General features: G+C 71.7%; 18 protein-coding genes. 15 read left to right on the forward strand and 3 right to left on the reverse strand.

The window, feature by feature from the left end; genetic code table 11:
- Positions 1-38: 38 nt before the first annotated feature.
- The 8 genes from ssd to E1288_RS12315 all read left to right on the forward strand — a co-directional run bounded on the left by ssd (position 39) and on the right by E1288_RS12315 (position 5,912).
- The gene (gene ssd / locus E1288_RS12280) at positions 39-1,124 is read left to right on the forward strand and encodes a septum site-determining protein Ssd (protein WP_132484421.1); all 1,086 of its coding nucleotides are present in this window, start codon (positions 39-41) and stop codon (positions 1,122-1,124) included.
- Between the two features lie 154 nt (positions 1,125-1,278).
- Complete coding sequence (locus tag E1288_RS12285; RefSeq protein ID WP_132484634.1) at positions 1,279-2,448, forward strand: TadA family conjugal transfer-associated ATPase; 1,170 nt, start codon at positions 1,279-1,281, stop codon at positions 2,446-2,448.
- A complete protein-coding gene (locus E1288_RS12290) occupies positions 2,442-3,242 on the forward strand; it encodes a type II secretion system F family protein (protein ID WP_207954312.1) in 801 nt (266 codons plus the stop codon). Before E1288_RS12285 ends, E1288_RS12290 begins: the two co-directional genes overlap by 7 nt.
- Positions 3,239-3,940 carry a type II secretion system F family protein gene (locus E1288_RS12295; RefSeq protein WP_207954313.1) on the forward strand — a complete coding sequence of 234 codons (702 nt, stop codon included), beginning with the start codon at positions 3,239-3,241 and terminating at the stop codon, positions 3,938-3,940. The genes E1288_RS12290 and E1288_RS12295 overlap by 4 nt, the downstream gene beginning before the upstream one ends.
- A 34-nt stretch (positions 3,941-3,974) precedes the next feature.
- Positions 3,975-4,184 carry a DUF4244 domain-containing protein gene (locus E1288_RS12300; RefSeq protein WP_132484423.1) on the forward strand — a complete coding sequence of 70 codons (210 nt, stop codon included), beginning with the start codon at positions 3,975-3,977 and terminating at the stop codon, positions 4,182-4,184.
- Positions 4,184-4,567: a TadE family type IV pilus minor pilin gene (locus E1288_RS12305; protein ID WP_132484425.1), complete on the forward strand. Its 384-nt coding sequence runs from the start codon at positions 4,184-4,186 to the stop codon at positions 4,565-4,567. Before E1288_RS12300 ends, E1288_RS12305 begins: the two co-directional genes overlap by 1 nt.
- A complete protein-coding gene (locus E1288_RS12310; protein ID WP_132484427.1) occupies positions 4,564-4,911 on the forward strand; it encodes an Rv3654c family TadE-like protein in 348 nt (115 codons plus the stop codon). Before E1288_RS12305 ends, E1288_RS12310 begins: the two co-directional genes overlap by 4 nt.
- Before the next feature lie 329 nt (positions 4,912-5,240).
- Positions 5,241-5,912: a bifunctional DNA primase/polymerase gene (locus E1288_RS12315; protein ID WP_132484428.1), complete on the forward strand. Its 672-nt coding sequence runs from the start codon at positions 5,241-5,243 to the stop codon at positions 5,910-5,912.
- 103 nt (positions 5,913-6,015) lie between these two features.
- On the opposite strand, the gene E1288_RS12320 is transcribed toward E1288_RS12315, so the two are convergent.
- Positions 6,016-8,394: a DEAD/DEAH box helicase gene (locus E1288_RS12320; RefSeq protein WP_132484430.1), complete on the reverse strand. Its 2,379-nt coding sequence runs from the start codon at positions 8,392-8,394 to the stop codon at positions 6,016-6,018.
- Positions 8,395-8,837: 443 nt separating this feature from the next.
- Here E1288_RS12320 and E1288_RS12325 point away from each other — a divergent pair, with 443 nt between their 5' ends.
- The 6 genes from E1288_RS12325 to E1288_RS12350 all read left to right on the forward strand — a co-directional run bounded on the left by E1288_RS12325 (position 8,838) and on the right by E1288_RS12350 (position 17,522).
- A complete protein-coding gene (locus E1288_RS12325) occupies positions 8,838-11,213 on the forward strand; it encodes a sodium-translocating pyrophosphatase (RefSeq protein WP_132484432.1) in 2,376 nt (791 codons plus the stop codon).
- Positions 11,214-11,452: 239 nt separating this feature from the next.
- Positions 11,453-12,055, forward strand: a complete 603-nt coding sequence (locus tag E1288_RS12330; protein ID WP_132484434.1) for a hypothetical protein — start codon at positions 11,453-11,455, stop codon at positions 12,053-12,055.
- A gap of 143 nt (positions 12,056-12,198) precedes the next feature.
- Complete coding sequence (locus E1288_RS12335; RefSeq protein WP_207954315.1) at positions 12,199-12,792, forward strand: hypothetical protein; 594 nt, start codon at positions 12,199-12,201, stop codon at positions 12,790-12,792.
- Between the two features lie 179 nt (positions 12,793-12,971).
- Positions 12,972-15,839 carry a type I DNA topoisomerase gene (topA, locus tag E1288_RS12340; RefSeq protein ID WP_328592457.1) on the forward strand — a complete coding sequence of 956 codons (2,868 nt, stop codon included), beginning with the start codon at positions 12,972-12,974 and terminating at the stop codon, positions 15,837-15,839.
- 63 nt (positions 15,840-15,902) lie between these two features.
- Positions 15,903-16,235 carry a hypothetical protein gene (locus E1288_RS12345; RefSeq protein WP_132484438.1) on the forward strand — a complete coding sequence of 111 codons (333 nt, stop codon included), beginning with the start codon at positions 15,903-15,905 and terminating at the stop codon, positions 16,233-16,235.
- Between the two features lie 63 nt (positions 16,236-16,298).
- Positions 16,299-17,522 carry a DNA polymerase III subunit delta' gene (locus tag E1288_RS12350; protein ID WP_132484642.1) on the forward strand — a complete coding sequence of 408 codons (1,224 nt, stop codon included), beginning with the start codon at positions 16,299-16,301 and terminating at the stop codon, positions 17,520-17,522.
- A gap of 177 nt (positions 17,523-17,699) precedes the next feature.
- On the opposite strand, the gene E1288_RS12355 is transcribed toward E1288_RS12350, so the two are convergent.
- Together E1288_RS12355 and E1288_RS12360 are read right to left on the reverse strand one after the other, a co-directional pair.
- The gene (locus tag E1288_RS12355; RefSeq protein WP_132484440.1) at positions 17,700-17,939 is read right to left on the reverse strand and encodes a hypothetical protein; all 240 of its coding nucleotides are present in this window, start codon (positions 17,937-17,939) and stop codon (positions 17,700-17,702) included.
- 83 nt (positions 17,940-18,022) lie between these two features.
- On the reverse strand, positions 18,023-19,099 hold the full coding sequence (locus E1288_RS12360; RefSeq protein ID WP_235883511.1) for an alpha/beta hydrolase: 1,077 nt from the start codon (positions 19,097-19,099) through the stop codon (positions 18,023-18,025).
- A gap of 191 nt (positions 19,100-19,290) precedes the next feature.
- Between E1288_RS12360 and E1288_RS12365 the strand changes: the two genes are divergently transcribed.
- Complete coding sequence (locus tag E1288_RS12365) at positions 19,291-21,624, forward strand: helix-turn-helix domain-containing protein (RefSeq protein ID WP_132484442.1); 2,334 nt, start codon at positions 19,291-19,293, stop codon at positions 21,622-21,624.
- Positions 21,625-21,721: the final 97 nt, after the last annotated feature.

Genomic DNA, 21,721 nt, shown 5'->3' on the forward strand with positions numbered 1-21,721 from the left:
CGCATCCATCCCGCCATTCGATTTCCGGAGGCATCGCCATGACTGCTGCACGCCCGCTGCTCGTCGCGCGGGATTCCGCGCTGGCCGAAGAGGTCTCGCGGCTGGCCGCGGCGGCCGGCGGCGAAGTGGAACACGTGCCGGGCCCGGCGCCGCCGAGCTGGCGGACCGCGCCGCTGGTGCTGCTCGACGCCGCTGCGCTCGGCGCGGCCGATGGACTGCCGCGAAGGCGCGGAGTCGTTGTGCTGTCGAAGGATCCGACGCCCGATCTCTGGCGTGCGGCGTTCGAGATCGGCGCCGAGCGCGTGGTCGAACTGCCTGCCGACGAGGCGGGTCTCATCGAGCTGCTGGCCGATGCCGGTGACGCTCCGGCGCAGGGTGGCCGGGTGCTCGCGGTGCTGGGCGGTTGTGGTGGAGCGGGAGCGTCCGTGCTGGCCACCGCGACGGCGGTGTTCGCCGCGCGCAGCGGAGAACGGTCGCTGCTGGTCGACTGCGATCCGCTCGGTGGCGGGGTCGATCTCGCAGTCGGTGCGGAGGCGGCCGACGGCCTGCGCTGGTCGGGGCTGGCCGTCAACGCCGGCCGACTCGCCGCGAGCGCGCTCCACGAGGCGCTGCCGAAGCGCCGGATCGGCAGCGGCGCGATCACCGTGCTGTCCTGCGACCGCGACGGGCCGCCGACCGGGCTGACGCCGGAAGCGGTACGAGCCGTGCTCGGTGCGGGCCGCCGGGCCGGCGACACCGTGGTCTGCGACCTGCCGCGCACCCTTCCGGAGGCGGCCGCGGCCGGGCTGCGCGAAGCGGACCTGGCGGTCGTCGTCGTGCCTGCCGAGGTGCGCGCCTGCGCGGCGGCGGCACGCGCGGTGGCGAGCATCCGGGAACACGCGGCCGGGCCGGTCCGGCTGGTGGTCCGGGGGCCCGCGCCCGGTGGGCTGCGCACGGCGGACGTGGCGCGAGCCGTGGGCGCGGAGGTCCTGGCGGTCATGCGGCCGCAGCCGCGCCTGCCGGCGGTCCTGGATCGCGGCGGTCTCGCCGCGGCCGGTCCGGTGCGGCGGGGCCCGGTGGCCCGGGCCGCGCGGGAAGTACTGGCCGCGCTCGGCCGCTCGGAACCGTCCACAGTGGCTGGTTGACGGCAGGGAAGCGCGTCGGTCGGGCGGCGCGGGGAATCAGCTCTTTCGGTGCTCCATCAGAACGGAAGTGAGTCGAGTCATGTCCATGAGTCGTGTCCTGGAAGTCGACCCGATCCCCGGCGGATCGGCGGAATCGTCCACTGTGGCCGATTCGATCGACGGTGAGTTGCTGGCGCGGGTGCGCAACCGGCTGGTCGGCAGCGGCGCCACGCTGACCTCGTCCGCCGTCGCGTCCGCGGTGCGGGAGGAGTCGGGCGGGCTGGTCGCCGACGCCGACGTGCTGGCCGCACTTCGCCTGGTGCAGCAGGAATTCCGCGGGGCCGGCGTGCTGGAGCCGCTGCTGCGCGATCCGGCGGTGTCCGACGTGCTCGTCACCGCGCCGAACAAGGTGTGGGTCGACCGCGGCGAAGGGCTCCAGCGCGCGGCGGTCCGCTTCGCCGACGAAGACGCGGTGCGCCGCCTCGCGCAGCGGCTCGCGGTGGCCAGCGGCCGCAGGCTGGACGACGCCCAGCCATGGGTCGATGCTTGGTTGCCGCAGGAGAGCGCATCCGGGCCGGTCCGGCTGCACGCGGTGCTTCCGCCGGTTGCGGGCGAGGGCACCTGCATCTCGCTGCGCGTGCTGCGCCCGGCCGCGCACGATCTCGACGCGCTGTGCGGTTCCGGTGCCTTCGACGGCCCGACCGCCGCGGTGCTGCGCGAGATCGTCGCGACCAGGCTGGCCTTCCTGGTCGTCGGCGGCACGGCCAGCGGCAAGACGACGTTGCTGGCGGCGATGCTGGGCGAGGTCGCGGAATCCGAGCGCATCGTGTGCGTCGAGGAGGCCGCCGAGCTCTACCCCCGTCATCCGCACGTGGTCCGGCTGCTCACCCGTCCGGCGAACGTCGAGGGAGCCGGCGAGATCCAGGTCCGCGACCTGGTCCGGCAGGCGCTGCGCATGCGGCCCGATCGGCTCGTCGTCGGCGAGGTGCGCGGCGGTGAGGTGCGCGAGCTGCTGGCCGCGCTGAACACCGGCCACGACGGGGGCGGCGGCACGCTGCACGCCAACTCGCCACAAGAGGTTCCGGCCCGGATGGAGGCGCTGGCGGCGCTCGGCGGGCTGCCGCGCGCGGCCCTGCACAGCCAGCTCGCCGCGGCAGTGCAGGTGGTGCTGCACGTTCGCCGGAGCGCTCGGCGCGGGAGGCATCTCGCCGGGATAGGCGTGCTGCGGCGCAACGGCGAGCTGGTCGAGGTGCTCCCGGCCTGGCAGGCCGAGAGCGGGTGGGGGCCGGGCAAGGGCGCGTTGGCGGCGCTGCTGGCCGCGAGGGGAGGCGCGTTGCCGTGCTGATCCACGCGCTGGTCGTGCTGGCAGTGGCCGTTCTCTGTTGGCCGGAGATCAGGGCGCGTGACCGGCTCCTCGCCGAGCCGGTGCGCGTTGCCAGACCTTCGTTCCGGGGTGGCGCCCGGCTGCTCGTGCTTCCAGCCGGCGCCGTCGCGGGCTGGGGCTTCGCCGGTCCGGCCGGTTCTTGCGCGGCTGTTGCGTTGTCGCTGCTCGGCGCGAAGTACTGGCGAACGCAGCGGGACTGGCGACATCGGCTGGACCGGGCCGACGAGCTGACCGCGGGGCTGCGGCTGCTGGTGGCGCAGCTGCGCGCTGGCGCCCACCCGGCCGCCGCTGCGGAGGGAGCGGCGGCCGAGGCCGGTCCGGCGGTGGCCGGGGTGTTCCAGGACATGGCCACCACGGTCCGGCTCGGCGGCGATGTCGCGGCGGCTCTCGAAGGGCACGACGGGATCACCGAGCTGCGCGGGCCGCAGGACCGGATGGCCAGGGCCTGGGCGCTGGCGGAGCGGCATGGCGTAGCGCTGGCCGACCTGCTCGATGCGGTGCGCCGCGACGTCGAGCGGCGGACCGCGTTCCGGCGGGACGTCGAGGCGAAGATGGCCGGCCCGCGATCGACCGCCGCCGTGCTCACCGGGCTGCCGGTCTTCGGGTTGCTGTTCGGCGAAGCCGTCGGGGCTGGGCCGATCACCGTCCTGACCGGCGGGCTGCTCGGGCAGCTGCTCCTGCTGGTCGGAGTGGCCCTGCTGTGCGCCGGGGTCGGCTGGACGTTGCGCCTGACCAAGGCGGTGGTGCAGCCGTGATCGAACTGCTGCTCGCGGCCGCGGCTCTGCTGCTCGTGCCGCCGAGCTCGGCGCGGGCGAGGCTCCGGTCGCTCGGCCCGCGCTCGCCGGCTCGGGGGCGTCCCAGGAAGTCCATTGTGGTCTGGGCGTTGCCGCTGGCCGTCGGGGCCGGCGCGGTGCAGGTGCTGGGCCCGGTCGTCGGGATCTCGATGGGGCTGGCCGCGGCCTTCGCCGTGCGCCGGTGGTCTGCGCTCGCGGACCGGCGCCGCGACCGGACGGATCCGCTCGCGCTGGCCGCCGGTTGGGACCTGCTGGCCGCCGGGATGCGCGCCGGGCTGCCGGTGTCGGTGATCGTGCGCGCGGTGGCCGACGAACTCACCGGTGCGGCGCACCGAACTCTGCGCGAGGTCGCCGACCACCTCGCGCTGGGCGCGGATGCCGCGACCGGCTGGGAACCGGCGCTGTGGAACCCGGACACCGCAGAACTCGCGCGGGCGGCCCGGCGCACCGCCCGGACCGGCAGCGCGCTGGCGGACGTGGCGGGCGAAATCGCAGCCCACGCGCGAGCTGTGGTTGCCGAGCAGGCCGAAGTACGCGTGCAGCGCGCAACGGTGTGGATCTCGGCGCCGCTGGGCCTGTGCTTCCTGCCCGCGTTCCTGTGCCTCGGGGTGCTGCCCGTGGTGGTCGGCATGATGCACCGCCTCGCGGTGCCCTTGTAAGTCCATTGTGGATCTGAACTGGAGGTTGATCGAAATGAGTGCCCGGTCGAACCGGTGGACGGCGACGCGCCGACTGCGCGCCCTGCTGCACGGGGACGGTGGCATGAGCACCGCCGAATACGCGGTGGGAACCGTCGCCGCGGTGGCGTTCGCCTCGCTTCTCTACGACGTCGTGACCGGAAACTCGGTCAAGGACGCCCTCGCCGGGCTCATCGCCCGCGGGCTCGAAGGCGGCGATACCTGATGGCCGCGCAGGTGGTTCCGGCGTCGCCCGGCGCCGGAACGGCCTGCCGCGACGCCGGCGCGGTCACGGTCGAGGCGGCACTGGGCATCTGCTCGGTGATCGCGGTGTTCGCGCTGGTCCTGACCGGGATCGGCGCGCTGATCGGCCAGCTCCGCTGCACCGATGCGGCGGTCGAAGCCGCGCGACTGGTGGCGCGCGGCGACCGGCCCCGCGCGGACGAGGCGGTCGGCCGCATCGCGCCCGGCGGCGCGTCGCTTTCGGTGCTGGTCGAGGGCGATCAGGTCAGCACCGAGGTGAGCGCCCCGCTGCCCGGCGAGTTCCTGCCCGGCCGCTGGCTGAAGGCGCGGGCGGTGGCGGTGCTGGAACCAGGAGTGGTGCCATGAGCGGCGACAGGGGAGCGGCCACCGTGGTTGCGGCGGTGCTCTCGCTGGCGCTGATCATCCTGCTGTCCGTCGTCCTGCAACTGGGCGCGGTCACCGTCGCCCGCCACCGGGCCGAAGGGGCGGCAGATCTCGCCGCGCTGGCCGCCGCCGCGTACGCGCCGCACGGGCAGCAGGTCGCGTGCGAGCGGGCGAACCGGGTCGCGAGCGGGATGCGAGCCGAGCTCGCGGAGTGCCGGATGGACGGCTGGGACGCCGTCGTGACGGTCCGAGCCGATCTTCCCGCGTTCGTCCCCGGCGGGCGAAAGGCCAGCGCACGGGCTCGTGCCGGGCCGGAGGGAAGCTGAACGGCGGCCGATCGATCCGGCCGCGACGAACGGTCGACGAGCGGTCAGGCGACCGGATTTCACCCTAGCGAGCGGTCGTTCCGGTGCCGCTCAACAGGATGATCCTTTTAGTTCACGTGTTCTGGGCGGGAGCGTTCGTCGCGGCTCAGCTACCGGTCGTCGACTGGGGGTGTACTCACCCGGTTCGGATGACGTTGATTAGTGGTGTGAGCGCAAGACCCAAGGTTCACGACAACGAGGTCGAGAACCAGGCGGCTGCCGAAGGTTCTACCGGAGGCACCCCCGAGCCGCCGGTCCGGCGCCCACTGTGGAACAAGGAGGCGGAGCAAATGCAACGGTCGGCGGACAGGTGGCAAAGCGCCTTCCGCGGCATCCCGGCCCACCCGGCCGGGCTGACCAGCAGCCGGATCGAACTTCGCGTGCAGGCAATCGGATTCGCCTCGCGCGGTTGGCCGGTGCTACCCGGAACCTACCCCGAAGAAGACGGCTGGATCGGTCGCCGCGGACGCCAGGAGACCGGCCTGCGGCCGGTGTACCGCGACTGGCAGGACCGCCTCGGCACCAACCCCGACGAGGTCACGTCCTGGTGGATGGAGCGGCCCTACGGCCTGCTGGTCGCCACCGGAACCACGGTCGACGCCATCGAGGTCGACTCGAACCTCGGCCACCGCGCCGCGTTGGTGCTGCGCGCACTCGGCTTCCCGGTGCCGATCGTGGCCACCCCGGACGGCCGCTGGTACTTCCTGATGTCCGGCGGCGGCGAGCTCTACCCAGAGCTGGCCGACCTGGGCGGAATCATCTTGCACAGCAACGGAAGCTGGGTGCCGATGCCCCCGTCGGCCTACCCCGGCGGCGCGGTGCACTGGCGGGTCAAGCCGGAGGTCTGCGCCTGGCAGCTGCCCACCCCGGACTTCGTGCAGGACGCGCTCTGCACGGGTCTCGAACTCCTTGACAACAGCAGTCCGGAGAACGTGGCGGAACTTCTCGCAGCGGGCAGGTGACCACCTGCCGGCCGCACCGACGCCGACCGGATTGGCATCCGCGCCCCGGGCTCCCCGACACGACCGAACGCGTCTCCTCCGAGCACGCACCAGCCCTTCGTGCTCAGCTCTCTTGTGGACGGTCGTGCAGCCCAGCCGATCCGCCGGCGCCGCCCCCGAGCGCGGCCGACACCGCATCGAGAACAGCCACCGCCCCCGCCTTGTCCAGCGGTTCGTTGCCGTTCCCGCACTTCGGCGACTGGACGCAGGACGGGCATCCCGCCGGGCAGTCGCAGGAAGCGATCGCTTCCCGCGTCGCGGCCAACCATGGGACCAATGCGGCATGACCGCGATCGGCGAATCCGGCCCCTCCCGGATGACCGTCGTGCACGAACACCGTTGCCTCCCCGGTGTCGGCGTGCAGCGCGGTGGAAACCCCGCCGATGTCCCATCGATCGCAGGTCGCGAACAGCGGTAGCAGGCCGATCGCCGCGTGCTCGGCGGCATGCAGCGCGCCGGGGATGCGCGCCGGATCCAGCCCGGCGCCCCCCGGCGCGCTGCCCACCAGCAGCTCGTCGCCGACCGTGTACCAGACCGCCCGGGTCGTCAGGGTCTGCGCGGGGAGGTCCAGCGGCACCTGGTCCAGCACCGCCCCGGAGGGCCGTTTCCGCAGGTAGCCGACGACCTGCGAGGTGACTTCCACCTCGCCGAGGCAGACCGTGACGCCGCGTCCGGTGTCGTGCCGCTCGATGGTCCGCAGCACCGAGATGTCCACCACGTTGCGGGGCGAGGTCGTCCAATCGGGGCTTTCCTCGTGCACCAGCGCGATCCCGGTCTCCAGGTCCAGCTCGTCCACCACGAACGATTCGCCGCGGTGCAGGTAGACCGCTCCCGGGTGCACCGTCCCGCAGGCCGAGTCCGGGTCCACGGTGCCGAGCATGCGCCCGGATTCGCCTTCCACGACGGCGATCGGATGCCCGCCGGCGCCCCGCAGCTCGACGTTCCGATGTGGACGCTCGCGGGAGGTCCAGAACCAGCCGTGCGGGCGCTTGCGCAGCACCCCGTCCGCCGTGAGCGCTGCTACCGCCCGGCGCGCCGGTTCGCCGCCGAAGACGTCGAAGGAGTTCTCGTCGAGCGGCAGTTCGGCGGCGGCGCAGGCCAGGTGCGGTTCGAGCACGTACGGATTGGTCGGGTCGAGCACCGTCGCCTCGACCGGGCGCTCGAGCACCGCGGACGGGTGGTGCACCAGGTAGGTGTCCAGCGGATCGTCCCGCGCGACGAAGACGACCAGGGCGCCGTCGCCGTCCCGCCCGGCGCGTCCGGCCTGCTGCCAGAAGGACGCGAGGGTGCCGGGATAACCGGCGACCACGACGGCGTCGAGCCCGGAGATGTCGACGCCGAGTTCCAGCGCGTTGGTGGTGGCCACCGCGCGGAGCTCACCCGAGAGCAGGGAACGCTCCAGCTCGCGGCGATCCTCGGGCAGGTAACCGCCGCGGTAGGCGGCCACCTTCGCGGCGAGCGATTCGTCTACATCGGACAGCGCGCGCTGCGCGGACAGCGCCGCCAACTCCACGCCACGCCGGGACCGGATGAACGCCAGCGTCCGGGCGTCCTCGATGACCAGCTCGGTCATGATCCGCGCCGCCTCGGCGCCGACCGCCCGGCGCACCGGGGCGCCGTTCTCGCCGATCATCTCGTCGAGCAGCGGCGGCTCCCAGAACGCGACCGTCCGGGCTCCGCGCGGCGACCCGTCGTCGGTCACGGCGCGGCACGAGACGCCGGTCAGGCGCTCGGCCAGCGATTCCGGGTCGGACACGGTGGCCGAGGCCAGCACGAAGACCGGGTCCGCGCCGTAGTGCTGCGCGACGCGGCGCAGGCGGCGCAGCAGCAGCGCGACGTGGGAGCCGAACACTCCGCGGTAGGTGTGGCACTCGTCGACCACGATGTGGCTGAGCCGCCGGAAGAACCGCGCCCAGCGGCCATGCCCGGGCAGCACGCCGTAATGCAGCATGTCCGGGTTGGTGAAGATCCACCGGCCGTGCGCGCGCACCCAGTCCCGCTCGACCTGCGGCGTGTCGCCGTCGTAGCTCGCCGCCCGGACCTCCGCCATGCCGAGCTCGCCGATGGTGCGCAGCTGATCGGCGCCGAGCGCCTTCGTGGGGGCGAGGTACAGCGCGGTCGCCCGGTCGTCTTCGAGCAGCCGCGAAAGCACCGGCAGCTGGTAGACCAGCGATTTCCCGGAGGCCGTGCCGGTCGCGACGACCACGTGCTCACCGGCCCGGACCGCCTCGGCTCCCTCGATCTGGTGCACCCACGGCTCCCGCGCGCCGCGCTCGCGGAACGCGTCCACCAGCCGCGGCGGGACCCACTCCGGCCAGTCGGCGGTGCGGGCCGGGCGGGTGGGCAGGTGCGCGACGTGCCGCAACGGCGTTTCGTCGGCCGGAATGCCGGCTACCGCGCGGTCGAGTAACCGCCGCCCCTTGTCCTGGTCCGCTGCGCGCACGCTAGCGAGCCTCGCACAGCGCCGATCGCGCACCGCGCACGCGTTCCCGGTTCCCGCATCCGTGTCGGTATCGCTCGATCGGTTGATTCTTGCCGCGGGCCGGGGCGGTGGCGCTGACTCCGGCGGCGACCCGGTGGACCGTCGGAGTCGTGCCTCATACCCCATGTAACCCGTTTGGGCCAAATCAACCTTTGCCCAATTGGGTGATCAAGTACCCATCTGAATCGATTCTTTTGTAACAGAACCCCACGTCGTGACGAGTTGCGTATCACACCGTGAGGTAAGCCACTCGTGGCCTGAATAGACTCCCGACCCACGACGTCGCCACGGACGGCCAGCAACCGATCACCGGCCGTACCGGGCGGGGCCGCCTACCGCGCACCGGAGCCCCGTCGAGCGTTGCGGAGCCCCGGTGCTGAACCGAGCACAACCCAGGAGGACGGATGTCCCTGCTCACCCCGGTCCAGCACGGCTGGGCCCAGGGCGCTGCACCACCGAGCTCGCAAACCCGGATGGACCTCGCCCAACAAGCCACCGGTATCGAGCTCGGCGGCGCCGACTACGTCGTCGTCGGTGCCGTGATGGTGATCGCCCTGGCCGCCCTGGCCTTCGGCTACGTCCTGATCAAGGAGGTGCTGTCCGCCGGCCAAGGCACGGCCAAGATGCAGGACATCGCCAAGGGCGTGCAGGAAGGCGCCTCGGCCTACCTGAGCCGGCAGTTCCGCACCCTGGCGATCTTCGCCGTGATCGTGTTCCTGGTGCTGTTCGCGCTGCCCTCGGAGAGCACCGGCGAGACGATCGGGCGATCGATCTTCTTCCTGTTCGGCGCCGCGTTCTCGGCCACCATCGGCTACCTCGGCATGTGGCTGTCCACCCGCGCGAACGTGCGCGTCGCGGCGGCCGCCCGCGAGGAAGGTGAGGGGCGCGAGAAGGCGATGCGGGTCGCGTTCCGCACCGGCGGCGTGGTCGGCATGATCACCGTCGGCCTCGGCCTGTTCGGCGCCGCGCTGGTGGTGCTGGTCTACGCCGGCGGCGCCCCGCGCGTGCTGGAGGGCTTCGGCTTCGGTGCGGCCCTGCTGGCGATGTTCATGCGGGTCGGCGGCGGCATCTTCACCAAGGCCGCCGACGTGGGCGCCGACCTGGTCGGAAAGGTCGAGCAGAACATCCCGGAGGACGACCCGCGCAACGCCGCCACGATCGCCGACAACGTCGGCGACAACGTCGGCGACTGCGCCGGCATGGCGGCCGACCTGTTCGAGTCCTACGCGGTCACCCTGGTCGCCTCGCTGATCCTGGGCACCGCCGCGTTCGGCCTGCACGGCCTGCTGTTCCCGCTGATCGTGCCCGCGCTGGGCGTGATCACCGCGGTGATCGGCGTCTACATCACCAAGGCCCGTGCCGGCGAAAGCGCGCTGACGGCGATCAACCGGTCGTTCTACATCTCGGCGGGCATCTCCGCGGTGCTCTGCGTGATCGCCGCGCTGCTGTACCTGCCGAGTTCCTTCGGCGAGCTCACCGGCGTCTCCGAGGAGATCCGCGCCACCAGCGGCAACCCGGCGGTGATCGCGCTGGTCGCGGTGATCATCGGCATCCTGCTCGCGGTGGTGATCCTCAAGCTCACCGGGTACTTCACCGCCACCGAGCACCGCCCGGTGCGCGACGTCGGCAAGTCGTCGTTGACCGGCGCGGCCACCGTGATCCTCTCGGGTCTGTCGGTGGGCTTCGAGTCCGCCGTGTACACCGCGCTGATCATCGGCGCGGCGGTGTTCGGCGCGTTCCTGCTGTCCGGTTCGCTGCCGGTGGCGCTGTTCGCCATCGCACTGGCCGGCTGCGGCCTGCTGACCACCGTCGGTGTGATCGTCGCGATGGACACCTTCGGCCCGGTCAGCGACAACGCGCAGGGCATCGCCGAGATGTCCGGTGACGTCGAGGGCGAGGGCGCGAAGATCCTCACCGAGCTGGACGCCGTCGGCAACACCACCAAGGCGATCACCAAGGGCATCGCGATCGCCACGGCGGTGCTGGCCGCGACCGCGCTGTTCGGGTCCTACACGGACGCGATCGGCGTCGCGCTGGCCGATGTGGCTGGGCAGCTGAACGTCTCCGAGTTCTTCGTCTACGCACCCAACGTGCTGGTTGGCCTGATCATCGGGGCGGCCGTGGTGTTCCTGTTCACCGGGCTGGCGATCAACGCGGTGTCCCGCGCCGCCGGGGCCGTGGTCTACGAGGTGCGGCGGCAGTTCCGGGACAAGCCCGGGATCATGGACGGCTCGGAGCGCCCCGAGTACGGCAGGGTCGTCGACATCTGCACCCGGGACTCGCTGCGCGAGCTGGCCACGCCCGGCCTGCTCGCGGTGCTGGCGCCGATCGCGGTCGGCTTCGGCCTGGGCGTCGGCCCGCTGGCGGGCTACCTCGCCGGCGCCATCGCCACCGGCACCCTGATGGCCATCTTCCTGGCCAACTCCGGCGGTGCCTGGGACAACGCGAAGAAGCTGGTCGAGGACGGCTACCACGGCGGCAAGGGGTCCGAGGCGCACGCCGCCACGGTCATCGGAGACACCGTCGGCGACCCGTTCAAGGACACCGCCGGTCCGGCGATCAACCCGCTGCTGAAGGTGATGAACCTGGTGTCGTTGCTGATCGCACCGGCCGTGGTGACCTTCTCCGTGGGCGCGGACGCGAACCCGGTGGTCGGGCGCGTCATCGCGGCCGTCGCGGTCGCGGTGATCATCGCGGCGGTGGTGGTCTCCAAGCGCCGTTCCACGGCGATCGCGGAGTCATCCACCTCGGACGACAAGGCGGTCAACGGCGCGGCCTGACGCGTCGGTGGTGAAGCGAACGGACCGTTCACCTCGACTACCGAGGCGGGCAGTCCGTTCGCTCCGATCGCGCCGGCGGTGCGATCTGGAAGGGCGCTGTCCCCGAGCGGGGGCGGCGCCCTTTTCGTGCGCTGGGGTTTCGCCGGATGGGTGACCCCGCCTTCCGGAGCGCGGTGGGCGGTGGGGGAGAGTCTGTGAGCGCACGCCGAAGGCAACTCCGATCTCTGCGAGGAGTGCGCATGAAGATCCGTTCGACGTCCATCGCGGTGCTCGCCGCCGTCCCGCTGGCGCTCGCCGGGTGCGCGGCAGGCCCGGCCCAGGCCCCGGCTCCCGCCCCGCCGCCGAAGCCGGCCGCCCCGAGTCCGGAGGGAGTCGCGTGGTCGGGCCGGATGTGCGGGCTGGTGGGTGACTTCGCCACCTCCCAGAAGCAGTTGCCGGGAGTGGACAAGACGAACACGGCCACGGTCAAGAAGACGGTGATCGAACGCATCGACTCGGCGGTGCGCTCCGCCGACGACACCATCAACGGCCTGCGGGGCCTCGGGCCGGCGCCGATCGCGGGCGCGGACTCGGTCAACGACGGCTTCCAGCAGGGCTTCACGCAGGTCCGCGACCTGCTGACGTCGGCGGCCGAGAAGGCGAAGCAGGTCGATCCGACCAACGAGCAGAACTTCCAGGAGGGCATGGCCGCGATGCAGCAGGAGCTGCAGAAGGGCCAGCAGCTGGACCTCAAGGACGAGCTGGCGGCGCTGGACCGGAACGAGGAACTCAAGGCGGCCGCGCAGCAGGCCCCGGAGTGCAAGCAGTTCTTCGCTCCGCCCCAGCAGCAACCCCCGCGCTGAGCGTTTCCGCTGGTCACGGGCCGGGCGTGCTTTGTGTCGCCATAGCAGCACAAAACACGCACGGCCCCGGACCTGCGGAGATTTCCGGTCCCGGTGACGCAAACGGGTGGATGTGCTGGCCAAGGTCGAACTGCTGTTCTAGCATGCGGGCCGTGGACCAGCTGTCCTTCTACTCGGCCGAGGCGCGGCAGCCAGACGTCGCCGACCTCGCGGGCATGCTGTGCGGTCCGGGGCAGGCGGTCGGTTTCGGCCGCGGCACCGCGGCCCGGCTGTCCGTGGTGGTCGACGCCGAATGGCGCGCCCGCTCCCTGGTCGTGGCCTGCGCCGAACGCGGCGTGGAGGCAGAGCTCGGCCGCTCCGAAGAAGGCCGCCCGCTGATCCGCACCGCGTTCCGCGCGGACCTCACCGGCCTCGCCGCCCGCTGGCTGCGCGGCGCCGTGAAGTCGGTCCCGCCGGACTTCGTCCCGGACGGCGCCGCCCTCCGGCTCTGGGCGCTGACCGCCGGCTCCGCCGAGCCCACCGGCTACCGCCTCGGGCTCGATCCGCACGCGCCCGACACGCATGCGCCGCTGGTCACGGCGCTGCGCGGCTGCGGCCTCCCGGCGAAGCCGGTCGGCCCGCGCGCCGGCGGACCGGCGCTGCGCGTGACCGGTCGAAGGGGGCTCGCCCGCCTCGCTGAGCTCGTCGGTCCAATGCCCGATGGTGCGATCGAGCGAACGTGGCCGTTGGTGTCCTGACCGGTTTGACGCACATCACGCCAGGTCACGCAACGGAACACCACCGTCACCCGATACGTTCGTACAAGAAGACGTTGACGAGTCTCAGCGTGTTATGTGCAACCCTGTGCCTTCCCGGCGTGCTGCGAATCGGCGCATAAGGGGCACACTGAGGAACTTGTCGGGTAGCACCGGGTGCAATGGAAGCCTCCGGAAGAAGAGAGCAGGTAAGCGTGGCTGGGTCGACACGGACGAAGAAGGCCGGCGGGACCGGCCGGGCTTCGGGGTCCTCCAACGGGGCTGGCTCCGCGGGTCGGCGCTTGGTGATCGTCGAGTCGCCTGCGAAGGCCAAGAAGATCGCCTCCTACCTGGGCTCGAACTTCATCGTCGAGTCTTCTCGCGGCCACATCCGGGACCTGCCGAAGAACGCCAAGGACGTGCCGGAGAAGTACAAGGGCCAGGCGTGGGCCCGGCTGGGCGTCGACGTCGACAACGACTTCGAGCCGCTGTACCTGGTGAGCTCGGACAAGAAGGCGACGGTCACCGAGCTCAAGGACGCGCTCAAGCAGGTCGACGAGCTCTACCTCGCGACGGACGGTGACCGCGAGGGCGAGGCGATCGCCTGGCACCTGCTGGAGACGCTGAAGCCGAAGGTGCCGGTGCGCCGCATGGTGTTCCACGAGATCACCGAGTCGGCGATCCAGGCGGCCGCCGCGAACCCGCGCGACCTGGACCACGACCTGGTGGACGCGCAGGAGACCCGCCGCATCCTGGACCGGCTGTACGGCTACGAGGTCAGCCCGGTGCTGTGGAAGAAGGTCATGCCGAAGCTGTCGGCGGGCCGCGTGCAGTCGGTGGCGACCCGGATCGTGGTCGAGCGGGAGCGCGAGCGGATCAGGTTCGTCCCGGCCGAGTACTGGGACATCTCCGCGACGATGGACGCCGGCGCGGACGCCTCGCCACGGCGCTTCGGCGCCCGCCTGGTCAACGTGGACGGCGCGAAGCTGGCCACCGGTCGCGACTTCGGCCCGGACGGGCGGCTGAAGAACGCCGACACGCGGGTGCTGACCGAGCAGGAGGCGCGCAGCCTCGCCGCGGCGCTCGCCGACGCGCAGCTGCACGTGTCCAGCGTCGAGGAGAAGCCGTACACGCGGAAGCCGTACGCGCCGTTCATGACCTCCACGCTGCAGCAGGAAGCCAGCCGCAAGCTGCGGTTCTCGGCCGACCGCACGATGCGCACGGCGCAGCGGTTGTACGAGAACGGTTACATCACCTACATGCGTACCGACTCGACGACGCTGTCCGAGACGGCGATCAACGCGGCGCGCAACCAGGCCCGGGACCTCTACGGCGACCAGTACCTGTCGCCGCAGCCGCGCCAGTACAACCGCAAGGTCAAGAACGCCCAGGAGGCGCACGAGGCGATCCGCCCGGCGGGCGAGAGCTTCCGCACCCCGGGCGAGGTCGCCGGCGAGCTGCGCAACGACGTCGACGGCTACAAGCTCTACGAGCTGATCTGGCAGCGCACCATCGCCTCCCAGATGGCCGACGCGAAGGGCACCACGCTGTCGGTGCGCATCACCGGCACCGCCACCAGCGGCGAGGAGTGCACGTTCGCCGCGTCCGGTCGCACGATCACCTTCGCCGGGTTCCTGAAGGCCTACGTCGAGGCGGTCGACTCGGAGGCCGGCGGGGTCGCCGACGACGCCGAGTCGCGGCTGCCGCAGCTGGTGCAGGACCAGGCGATCACCGCGCCGGAGCTGTCGCCGGACGGGCACACCACCAACCCGCCGCCGCGCTTCACCGAGGCCAGCCTGGTGAAGACGATGGAAGAGCTGGGCATCGGGCGCCCGTCGACCTACGCGTCGATCATCAGCACCGTGCAGGAGCGCGGCTACGTCTGGAAGAAGGGCTCCGCCCTCGTCCCGTCGTGGATCGCCTTCGCCGTGGTCGGGCTGCTGGAGAAGCACTTCGGCCGGCTGGTGGACTACGACTTCACGGCCGCGCTGGAGGACGAGCTGGACCGCATCGCCGAAGGGCGCGAGGAGCGGACCAGCTGGCTGTCCGGTTTCTACTTCGGCGGCGACGTGGGGCCGGAGGGCTCCATCGGTCGCGCCGGCGGGCTGAAGAAGCTGGTCGGTTCCGGGGTCGAGGAGATCGACCCGCGGGAGATCAACTCCATCCCGATGTTCAACGACGACGAGGACCGCACCGTCTACGTGCGGGTCGGCCGCTACGGCCCGTACCTGGAGCGGACGCTCGCCGACAGTTCGTCGCAGCGTGCGAACCTGCCGGACGACCTGCCGCCGGACGAGCTCACGGTGGAGATCGCGGAGAAGCTGTTCGCCACTCCGATGGAGGGCCGCAGCCTCGGCACCGACCCGGAGTCCGGGCACGAGGTCGTCGCGAAGGAAGGCCGGTTCGGGCCGTACGTCACCGAGGTCCTGCCCGAGGGCAACAAGAACAAGCCGCGCACCGGCAGCCTGTTCAAGCACATGTCGCTGGACACCGTGTCGCTCGACGACGCGCTGAAGCTGCTGTCGCTGCCGCGGGTCGTGGGCAAGGACCCGGAGTCCGGCAACGAGATCACCGCGCAGAACGGCCGCTACGGCCCGTACCTGAAGAAGGGCACGGACTCGCGGTCGCTGGAGACCGAGGACCAGATCTTCTCGATCACGCTGGAAGAGGCGCTCAAGATCTACGAGCAGCCGAAGCAGCGCGGTCGGCGGGCGGCCGCGGCCCCGCTGCGGGAGCTCGGCGAGGAGCCGGACACCGGCAAGCCGCTGGTGATCAAGGATGGCCGCTTCGGCCCGTACGTCACCGACGGCGAGACGAACGCCTCGCTGCGCAAGGGCGATGACGTCGAGTCGTTGACCATGGATCGCGCGGTGGAGCTGCTCGCGGAGCGGCGGGCCAAGGCCCCGGCGAAGAAGAAGGCGCCGGCGAAGAAGGCCCCGGCCAAGAAGACCACCGCGAAGTCGACGACGAAGACGACCGCTGCGAAGTCGACGGCCTCCAAGACGACGGCTGCGAAGAAGCGGACGAGTTCCACTTCGAAGTCGTCCTGATCCTGGTGTTCCGCCGCCCCGAGGCGGAGACTTCCGACTATCGGAAGCCTCGGGGAGGCGGACATGCGGGATGCCTTGCACGGTCTCGACGGGACGCAGCCGTTGCCGCCCTTGCCGGTTCGTCCGGATGCCCTGTTCGGCATGGCCGCGGTGCCGCAGCAGCGGACCGCGCCGCCGCAGCCCTGGACGCCGCCTAGTACGGCGGAGGACGTGCGCAGGCCGATTCGGCGCCGTCGCGCTCCGGCGGCCAGCCCCCAGACACCTCGTCTTGAGCCGCCGGGCGAGAGGCGGCGCCGCACGCCCGGGGCGGTCGTGGGCTTCCTGATCGCGTTGGCCGTCGCGGTGCTCGTCGCCCTGGCGGTGCTGCGCCAGGTGCTCGAAGCGTTCTCCGGTTGACCGCAGGCCGGTCGGTGCCGCCCCGTACAGTCTGGGTGTTCGCGAAGTACTGGAGGCGACGTGATGCAAACCGACGCTCCGGACGTGCCCAGCACCGGGGTGTGGGCGGAGGTCGTCGGGCAGCCCGACGCGGTGCGGACGCTCTACACCGCCGTGCGCGCTGCTCACCGCCAGGTGCGGGGCGAGCCGGTTCCGCCGGGTTCGATGACGCACGCGTGGCTGTTCACCGGGCCGCCCGGTTCGGGCCGGTCGATCGCGGCCCGTGCCTTCGCCGCCGCTTTGGAGTGCTCCGATGCGGAGCAGCCGGGCTGCGGGCACTGCCCGGCGTGCCGGACGGTGCTGCACGGCACGCACGCCGACGTTCGCCTGGTGGCGCCCGAAGGCCTGTCGATTTCGGTCGCGGAGATGCGTGCTCTCGTGCAGGCCGCGGCGCGGCGCCCGACCACCGGCCAGTGGCGCATCGTGCTGATCGAAGATTCCGACCGCCTCACCGAGGGCGCGGCGAACGCACTGCTCAAGGCGGTGGAGGAGCCGCCGCCGAGGACCGTGTTCCTGTTGTGCGCGCCCTCCGATCACCCCGAGGACGTGTCCGTCACGATCCGCTCCCGGTGCCGCGTGGTGCAGCTGCGCACGCCGTTGGCCGGCGCGATCGCAGAAGTGCTGCACGAGCGCGACGGCGTGGACGCGGAGCTCGCGCATTGGGCGTCGTCGGTGTGCGGCGGGCACATCGGCCGGGCGCGGCGGCTGGCGACCGACGAGGAGGCGCGGGAGCGGCGCGAGTCGGTGCTGCGGATTCCGTTGGGGCTGCGCAGGTTCTCGGACGTGTTCACGGCGGCCACCGGGCTGGTGAAGCTGGCCGAGACGGAAGCGGTCACCGCGAACGAGGACCGCAACGAGGCCGAGAAAGAAGAGCTGAAGACCGCGATGGGCGCGGGCGGCACCGGCAAGGGCACGGCGTCGGCGACCCGCGGCGCGAACGCCGCGCTGAAAGAGCTTGAGAAGCGCCAGAAATCCCGTGCCACCCGTTCCCAGCGCGACGCGCTGGACCTGGCGCTGGTCGACCTGGCGGGCTTCTACCGCGACGTGCTGGTGATGCGCACGGGTTCGACGGCGCCGCTCAACCACCCGGATTTCGAGCGCTCGGTGGCGAAGGCGGCCGGGGAGTGGACGTCGGAGTCGGCGCTGCGCCGCCTCGACGCGGTCCTGGAATGCCGGCTCGCGCTGACCCAGAACGTGAAGCCCATCATCGCGGTGGAGGCCATGCTCGCCACCCTCTACACCGGCTGACTCCAGAGTGGACGTTCAAGGCCTCCGGGGTGGCCCTGAACACCGGGAATTCAGCTGCACAGCGCGGAGAACAGCACGTCGTCCATCGATGTCACGTGAATCCCCCAGCGGGTACGTCGGAGCCGTGAGCGTTTTGGGTTGCAATAGCGGCACAAAGCACTCACGGCTCCATGGCCGTCACGGCCAGTACCGGAACGTGAACGCCGCCAGCAGGAGCAGGAACAGAACCCCCAGGAGCGCAAGGCATCCGACACCGTCGGTCTTCTTCGCGCGGAGCTCGACGCGGCCGCCGGGCGGCGTGCCCGGATGACGGCGGTCGTAGTGCTCGATCTGTTCCTCGGCTCCCGCCGACTCGGTGCGCCAGGGCGTCCGGTAGTCGCATTCCCCGCACCAGTACCGGTACTTCTCGTCGGCCATGCCGTTCTCTCCCAGCGCGTGCTGCTCCGGTCGGTCGGGCGCCTCCCCGTCGCCCGACCGACCAGACCCCTGGTTGCGGCAGATCAGGGGTGCTGGAGGCGCTGCATGATCAGCGAGACGTAGTGCTCCATGTCCTTCTGCAGGCACGGCACCGAGGCGTGCTTCCCGGTGCAGCCCGGCGCCCACGTGCTGCCGTCGCCGTAATCCGCGAAGTAGTGCGGGATTCCGGCGGCGTTCAGGTTCGCTGCGGTCACCAGGTTGGTGTCCCTGGCCACGCTCTCGACGACGGCCTGGGGCGGGTTGACGGTCAGGTCGCCGCCGTTGCCGGTGTACATGGCCACGCCCATGCCGCGCAGCGATTCGACGTGCTGGGCGGGGCTCTGCGCGTTCCAGACCCCGTCGAGGGGCCAGACCGGCGAGCCGAAGATCGCATCGACCGCGACGGTCGGCGTGCCCGACTCCGGTAGCAGCTCGGTGCCGATCACCGCCGCCCGCTGCGCCTGGTTGAGCAGGTCGAGGCCGCCGGAGAAGCTGCCGACGTAGCTGAACAGCTCCGGCCGGCGCTCGGCGTAGTGGAACGCCCCGAACCCGCCCATCGAATGGCCGACGATGGCCCGGCCTTCCCTGGTGGGGATGGTCCGCAGGTTCGCGTCGATCAGCGGGATGACCTGGTCGAGGTGGAAGTTCTCCCAGTTCTGCGGGCCCAGCCCGCCGGGGTTCACCCAGTTCGAGTACCAGCTGCGAACCCCGTTGGGGTGCACCGTGATCAGCGGCGCGTCCTTGGTCGCCTGCTCGGTGATCTGCTGGTTGACCTGGGTGTTCGCGCGGTCGGGATTGCCGTGCAGCGAGTACAGCACCGGGTAGCGGTCGGCGTTGGCGGTGTAGCCCTCGGGCAGGGTGACCATAATGTCGTGCTGCCCCGCGGTCTGGCCCGGCAGCAGCGTGGGATTCGGAACCTGTTCGGAGGCCACGGAGAAGACGAACGTCCGCTGGGCGTCATCGACCCACTCGGGCTGGCGGACCACGGTCAGGCCGAAGCCGTCGTCGAGGCGCGGCGGCTCGGTTTCGGCGGTCGCGGCGGTGGCGACGAGAGTCGAAGCAACGGTCAGGCCGGCCGCCATCGCGACCGCCCGCCACTGTGATTTCCGGAAACGGGTCATGCGGTTCCCCTGTCGAAGGCTGACCTCGCCGCCTCGGCGAGCGCCGGCCGCCAGGTCCCGGCCGGTACCGGAGATGATGTTGTTTGCGCTGGTCAGCGAACCAGGGCACGAACCGGCCAAATACGGCCGGTCCTCGCGTTCTTCGCGCTAAGGTCCCCGAGCCAGGACACGCCGCATCGAGAGGCGCCGAAGTGACGAGCCGGTTCGGTCCGCTACTGCGTCAGTTGCGACGTCGGGCGGGAATGACGCAGGAGCAGCTGGCGGAACGGTCCGGGGTCGGCGTGCGCACCATCCGCCGGCTGGAGAACAACTCGCCCACCGATCCCCGGATCGGGACGGTGAAGTTGTTGGCGGACGCACTGGACCTCTCGCCCGACGAGCGCCGGGAACTGCTGGCCGAGGACGCCGCCGTCGAGGCCCTCGCGGCAGCGCCGGACGTCGATCCGCCCAGCGCGCCCCTCGCGCCGCGGGATGCGCTGACCGAAGCCGCGGATCAACTCGCGCAAGCGGTCGCCGCCCGCTGGCAGCGCGAGGAGGAACAGCGCCGGATCCACGACCCGTTCCCGCTGCCGGTGCGGTGGCAGCCGGTGTCCGCGGACCTGACCGACCACCCGGACAACATCCACCGCGTTCCGGCCGGATCCACAGCGGATCCGCTGGACCTGACCGGCGACCTCACCGAGATCGCGGACGTCTACCGGCGCATCCCGTCCGGCCGGCTGGCGGTGCTGGGGCGCCCCGGATCCGGGAAGACGATCCTGGCGCTGCGCTTCACCCTGGACCACCTGCGGACCCGCACCGCCACCGACCCGGTGCCGGTGATCTTCAGCGTCGGATCGTGGGACCCGACGGCCACCGCGCTGCGGGACTGGCTGATCGACCAGCTCTCCCGCGACTACCCGGGCCTGGTCGCGAGCGCCCCCAACGGGTCGACGCTGGCCGCCGCGCTGGTCGAAACCGGCCGCGTGCTGCCGGTTCTCGACGGGTTCGACGAGATCGCCCACGGCCTGCACCGCAGCGCGGTGGAAGCGCTCAACACCACGTCGCTACCGCTGTTGCTGACCAGTCGACCCGGCGAGTACGCCGCGGCCGTCGAGGCGACCGCCCTGGCCGGCGCCGCCGGTGTCGAGCTGGTCGAACTCGGCCGCGCCGACCTGATCAACTACCTGCCGCGCACCACGCGCCGGGGCACCGCCTGGGATTCCGTCCTGGACGAGCTGCGCGAACGCCCGGACAGCGAGGCGAGCGCCAACCTCGCCGCGGTGCTGAGCACGCCGCTGATGGTCGGCCTCGCCCGAACCGTCCACGGCGAAACCGGCGAGGACCCGGCCGACCTGCTGGACACCGACCGCTTCCCGACGCGGGCGGCCCTCGAAGACCACCTGCTGAGCAGTTTCGTGCCCGCCGTCTACCGCCCGCGGCCGTCCGCCGGGCGACGGAACTGGGATCCGGACCGGGCCCGGCGCTGGCTGGGCTACCTCGCCGACAACCTGGACCGGCTCGGCACCAGCGATCTCAAGTGGTGGTTGGTCGGCGGCTCGCTGCGCCGCTCGTCGCGCATCCTCGCCGTCGTGCTGGCGTCCGCGTTCGTCACCGCCGTCGTCGATGCGCTCGTTTTCCTGCCCCTCTACGTGATCCAGCACGGGATCGGGTTCGGCATCGGGTTGGCCCTGCTGGACGGCTTGATGACCGGGACCGAGCTCGGTCTGGCCTTCGGGCTGCTGTACGGGCTTCTGGTCGTGTACGGAGGCGTCGGGTTCGAGCTGTCCAGCATGCGGGTCCGCTTGCTGGGCAGGGGCAGGAGAACCGGCCGCCGCGCCCGCACCGCCGCCACCAGGTTCGGCGCCGGGCTGCTGGGCGGGTTCGTGGTGGCGCTCGGGTACGCGCCGGTGAGCACGTTCATGCGCACGATGCTCAGCAAGACCCCGATCCCGGATGACTTGGCGATCGAGCTGACGCTCGTCAACTTCCTGGTTTTCGGGCTCATCTTCGGCCTCGCGCTCGGGACGGGACTCGCGCTCGTGTCCGTGCTGGAGACGCCCCTCGACATCAACTCCGCCGCCACCCCGATCGGCATGCTGGCCGCGAACCGATCGGCGGTGGTGCGCCAGACCGCGTTGTTCGCGCCCCTGGCGATGCTCCTGATCGCCATCGGCGGGCGGCTCGTCGTCGATCTCTTCCAGGGTTCGCTGGGCCCGCTCAACTGGCCGCTGTTCGACGGGCTCATCATCGGCGCAGTGGGCGGGACGAGTGGGGCGATCGCCTACGCGGCGGCGTTCACCGCCTGGGGGCAGTGGGTCCTCCTGGCACGTGTCTGGCTGCCGCTGACGGGTCGGCTTCCCTGGCAGGCGATCGTTTTCCTGGACGACGCGTACGACAGAGGAGTGCTGCGCCAGGCCGGTGCCGTCTACCAGTTCCGGCACGCCCGGCTCCAAGCCCACCTCGGCCGCGCCTACCGAGCCCAGCACGCCACTCCGGCCCGGCTCGACCCCGCCACCCGGACGAACCACCCCGCCGCCACCTGAACCGTTCGCCAGGCCGGGCTGGGTGGCTGACGGGGGGTCTAAAACGGAGCTTCGGGCGCGTGGGCCGGGGGTTTCCGGTTTTGCCTGAAATCGGGAG

It is taken from the genome of Saccharopolyspora elongata (assembly GCF_004348985.1).
Lineage (GTDB): Bacteria > Actinomycetota > Actinomycetes > Mycobacteriales > Pseudonocardiaceae > Saccharopolyspora > Saccharopolyspora elongata.

Coding starts and splice junctions, on each gene's coding strand:
- ssd (WP_132484421.1), top strand. CDS start 39: ATGACTGCTGCACGCCCGCTGCTCGTCGCGCGGGATTCCGCGCTGGCC.
- E1288_RS12300 (WP_132484423.1), top strand. CDS start 3,975: ATGAGTGCCCGGTCGAACCGGTGGACGGCGACGCGCCGACTGCGCGCC.
- E1288_RS12305 (WP_132484425.1), top strand. CDS start 4,184: ATGGCCGCGCAGGTGGTTCCGGCGTCGCCCGGCGCCGGAACGGCCTGC.
- E1288_RS12310 (WP_132484427.1), top strand. CDS start 4,564: ATGAGCGGCGACAGGGGAGCGGCCACCGTGGTTGCGGCGGTGCTCTCG.
- E1288_RS12315 (WP_132484428.1), top strand. CDS start 5,241: ATGCAACGGTCGGCGGACAGGTGGCAAAGCGCCTTCCGCGGCATCCCG.
- E1288_RS12325 (WP_132484432.1), top strand. CDS start 8,838: ATGTCCCTGCTCACCCCGGTCCAGCACGGCTGGGCCCAGGGCGCTGCA.
- E1288_RS12330 (WP_132484434.1), top strand. CDS start 11,453: ATGAAGATCCGTTCGACGTCCATCGCGGTGCTCGCCGCCGTCCCGCTG.
- E1288_RS12335 (WP_207954315.1), top strand. CDS start 12,199: ATGCGGGCCGTGGACCAGCTGTCCTTCTACTCGGCCGAGGCGCGGCAG.
- topA (WP_328592457.1), top strand. CDS start 12,972: ATGGAAGCCTCCGGAAGAAGAGAGCAGGTAAGCGTGGCTGGGTCGACA.
- E1288_RS12345 (WP_132484438.1), top strand. CDS start 15,903: ATGCGGGATGCCTTGCACGGTCTCGACGGGACGCAGCCGTTGCCGCCC.
- E1288_RS12350 (WP_132484642.1), top strand. CDS start 16,299: ATGCAAACCGACGCTCCGGACGTGCCCAGCACCGGGGTGTGGGCGGAG.
- E1288_RS12355 (WP_132484440.1), bottom strand. CDS start 17,939: ATGGCCGACGAGAAGTACCGGTACTGGTGCGGGGAATGCGACTACCGG.
- E1288_RS12360 (WP_235883511.1), bottom strand. CDS start 19,099: ATGACCCGTTTCCGGAAATCACAGTGGCGGGCGGTCGCGATGGCGGCC.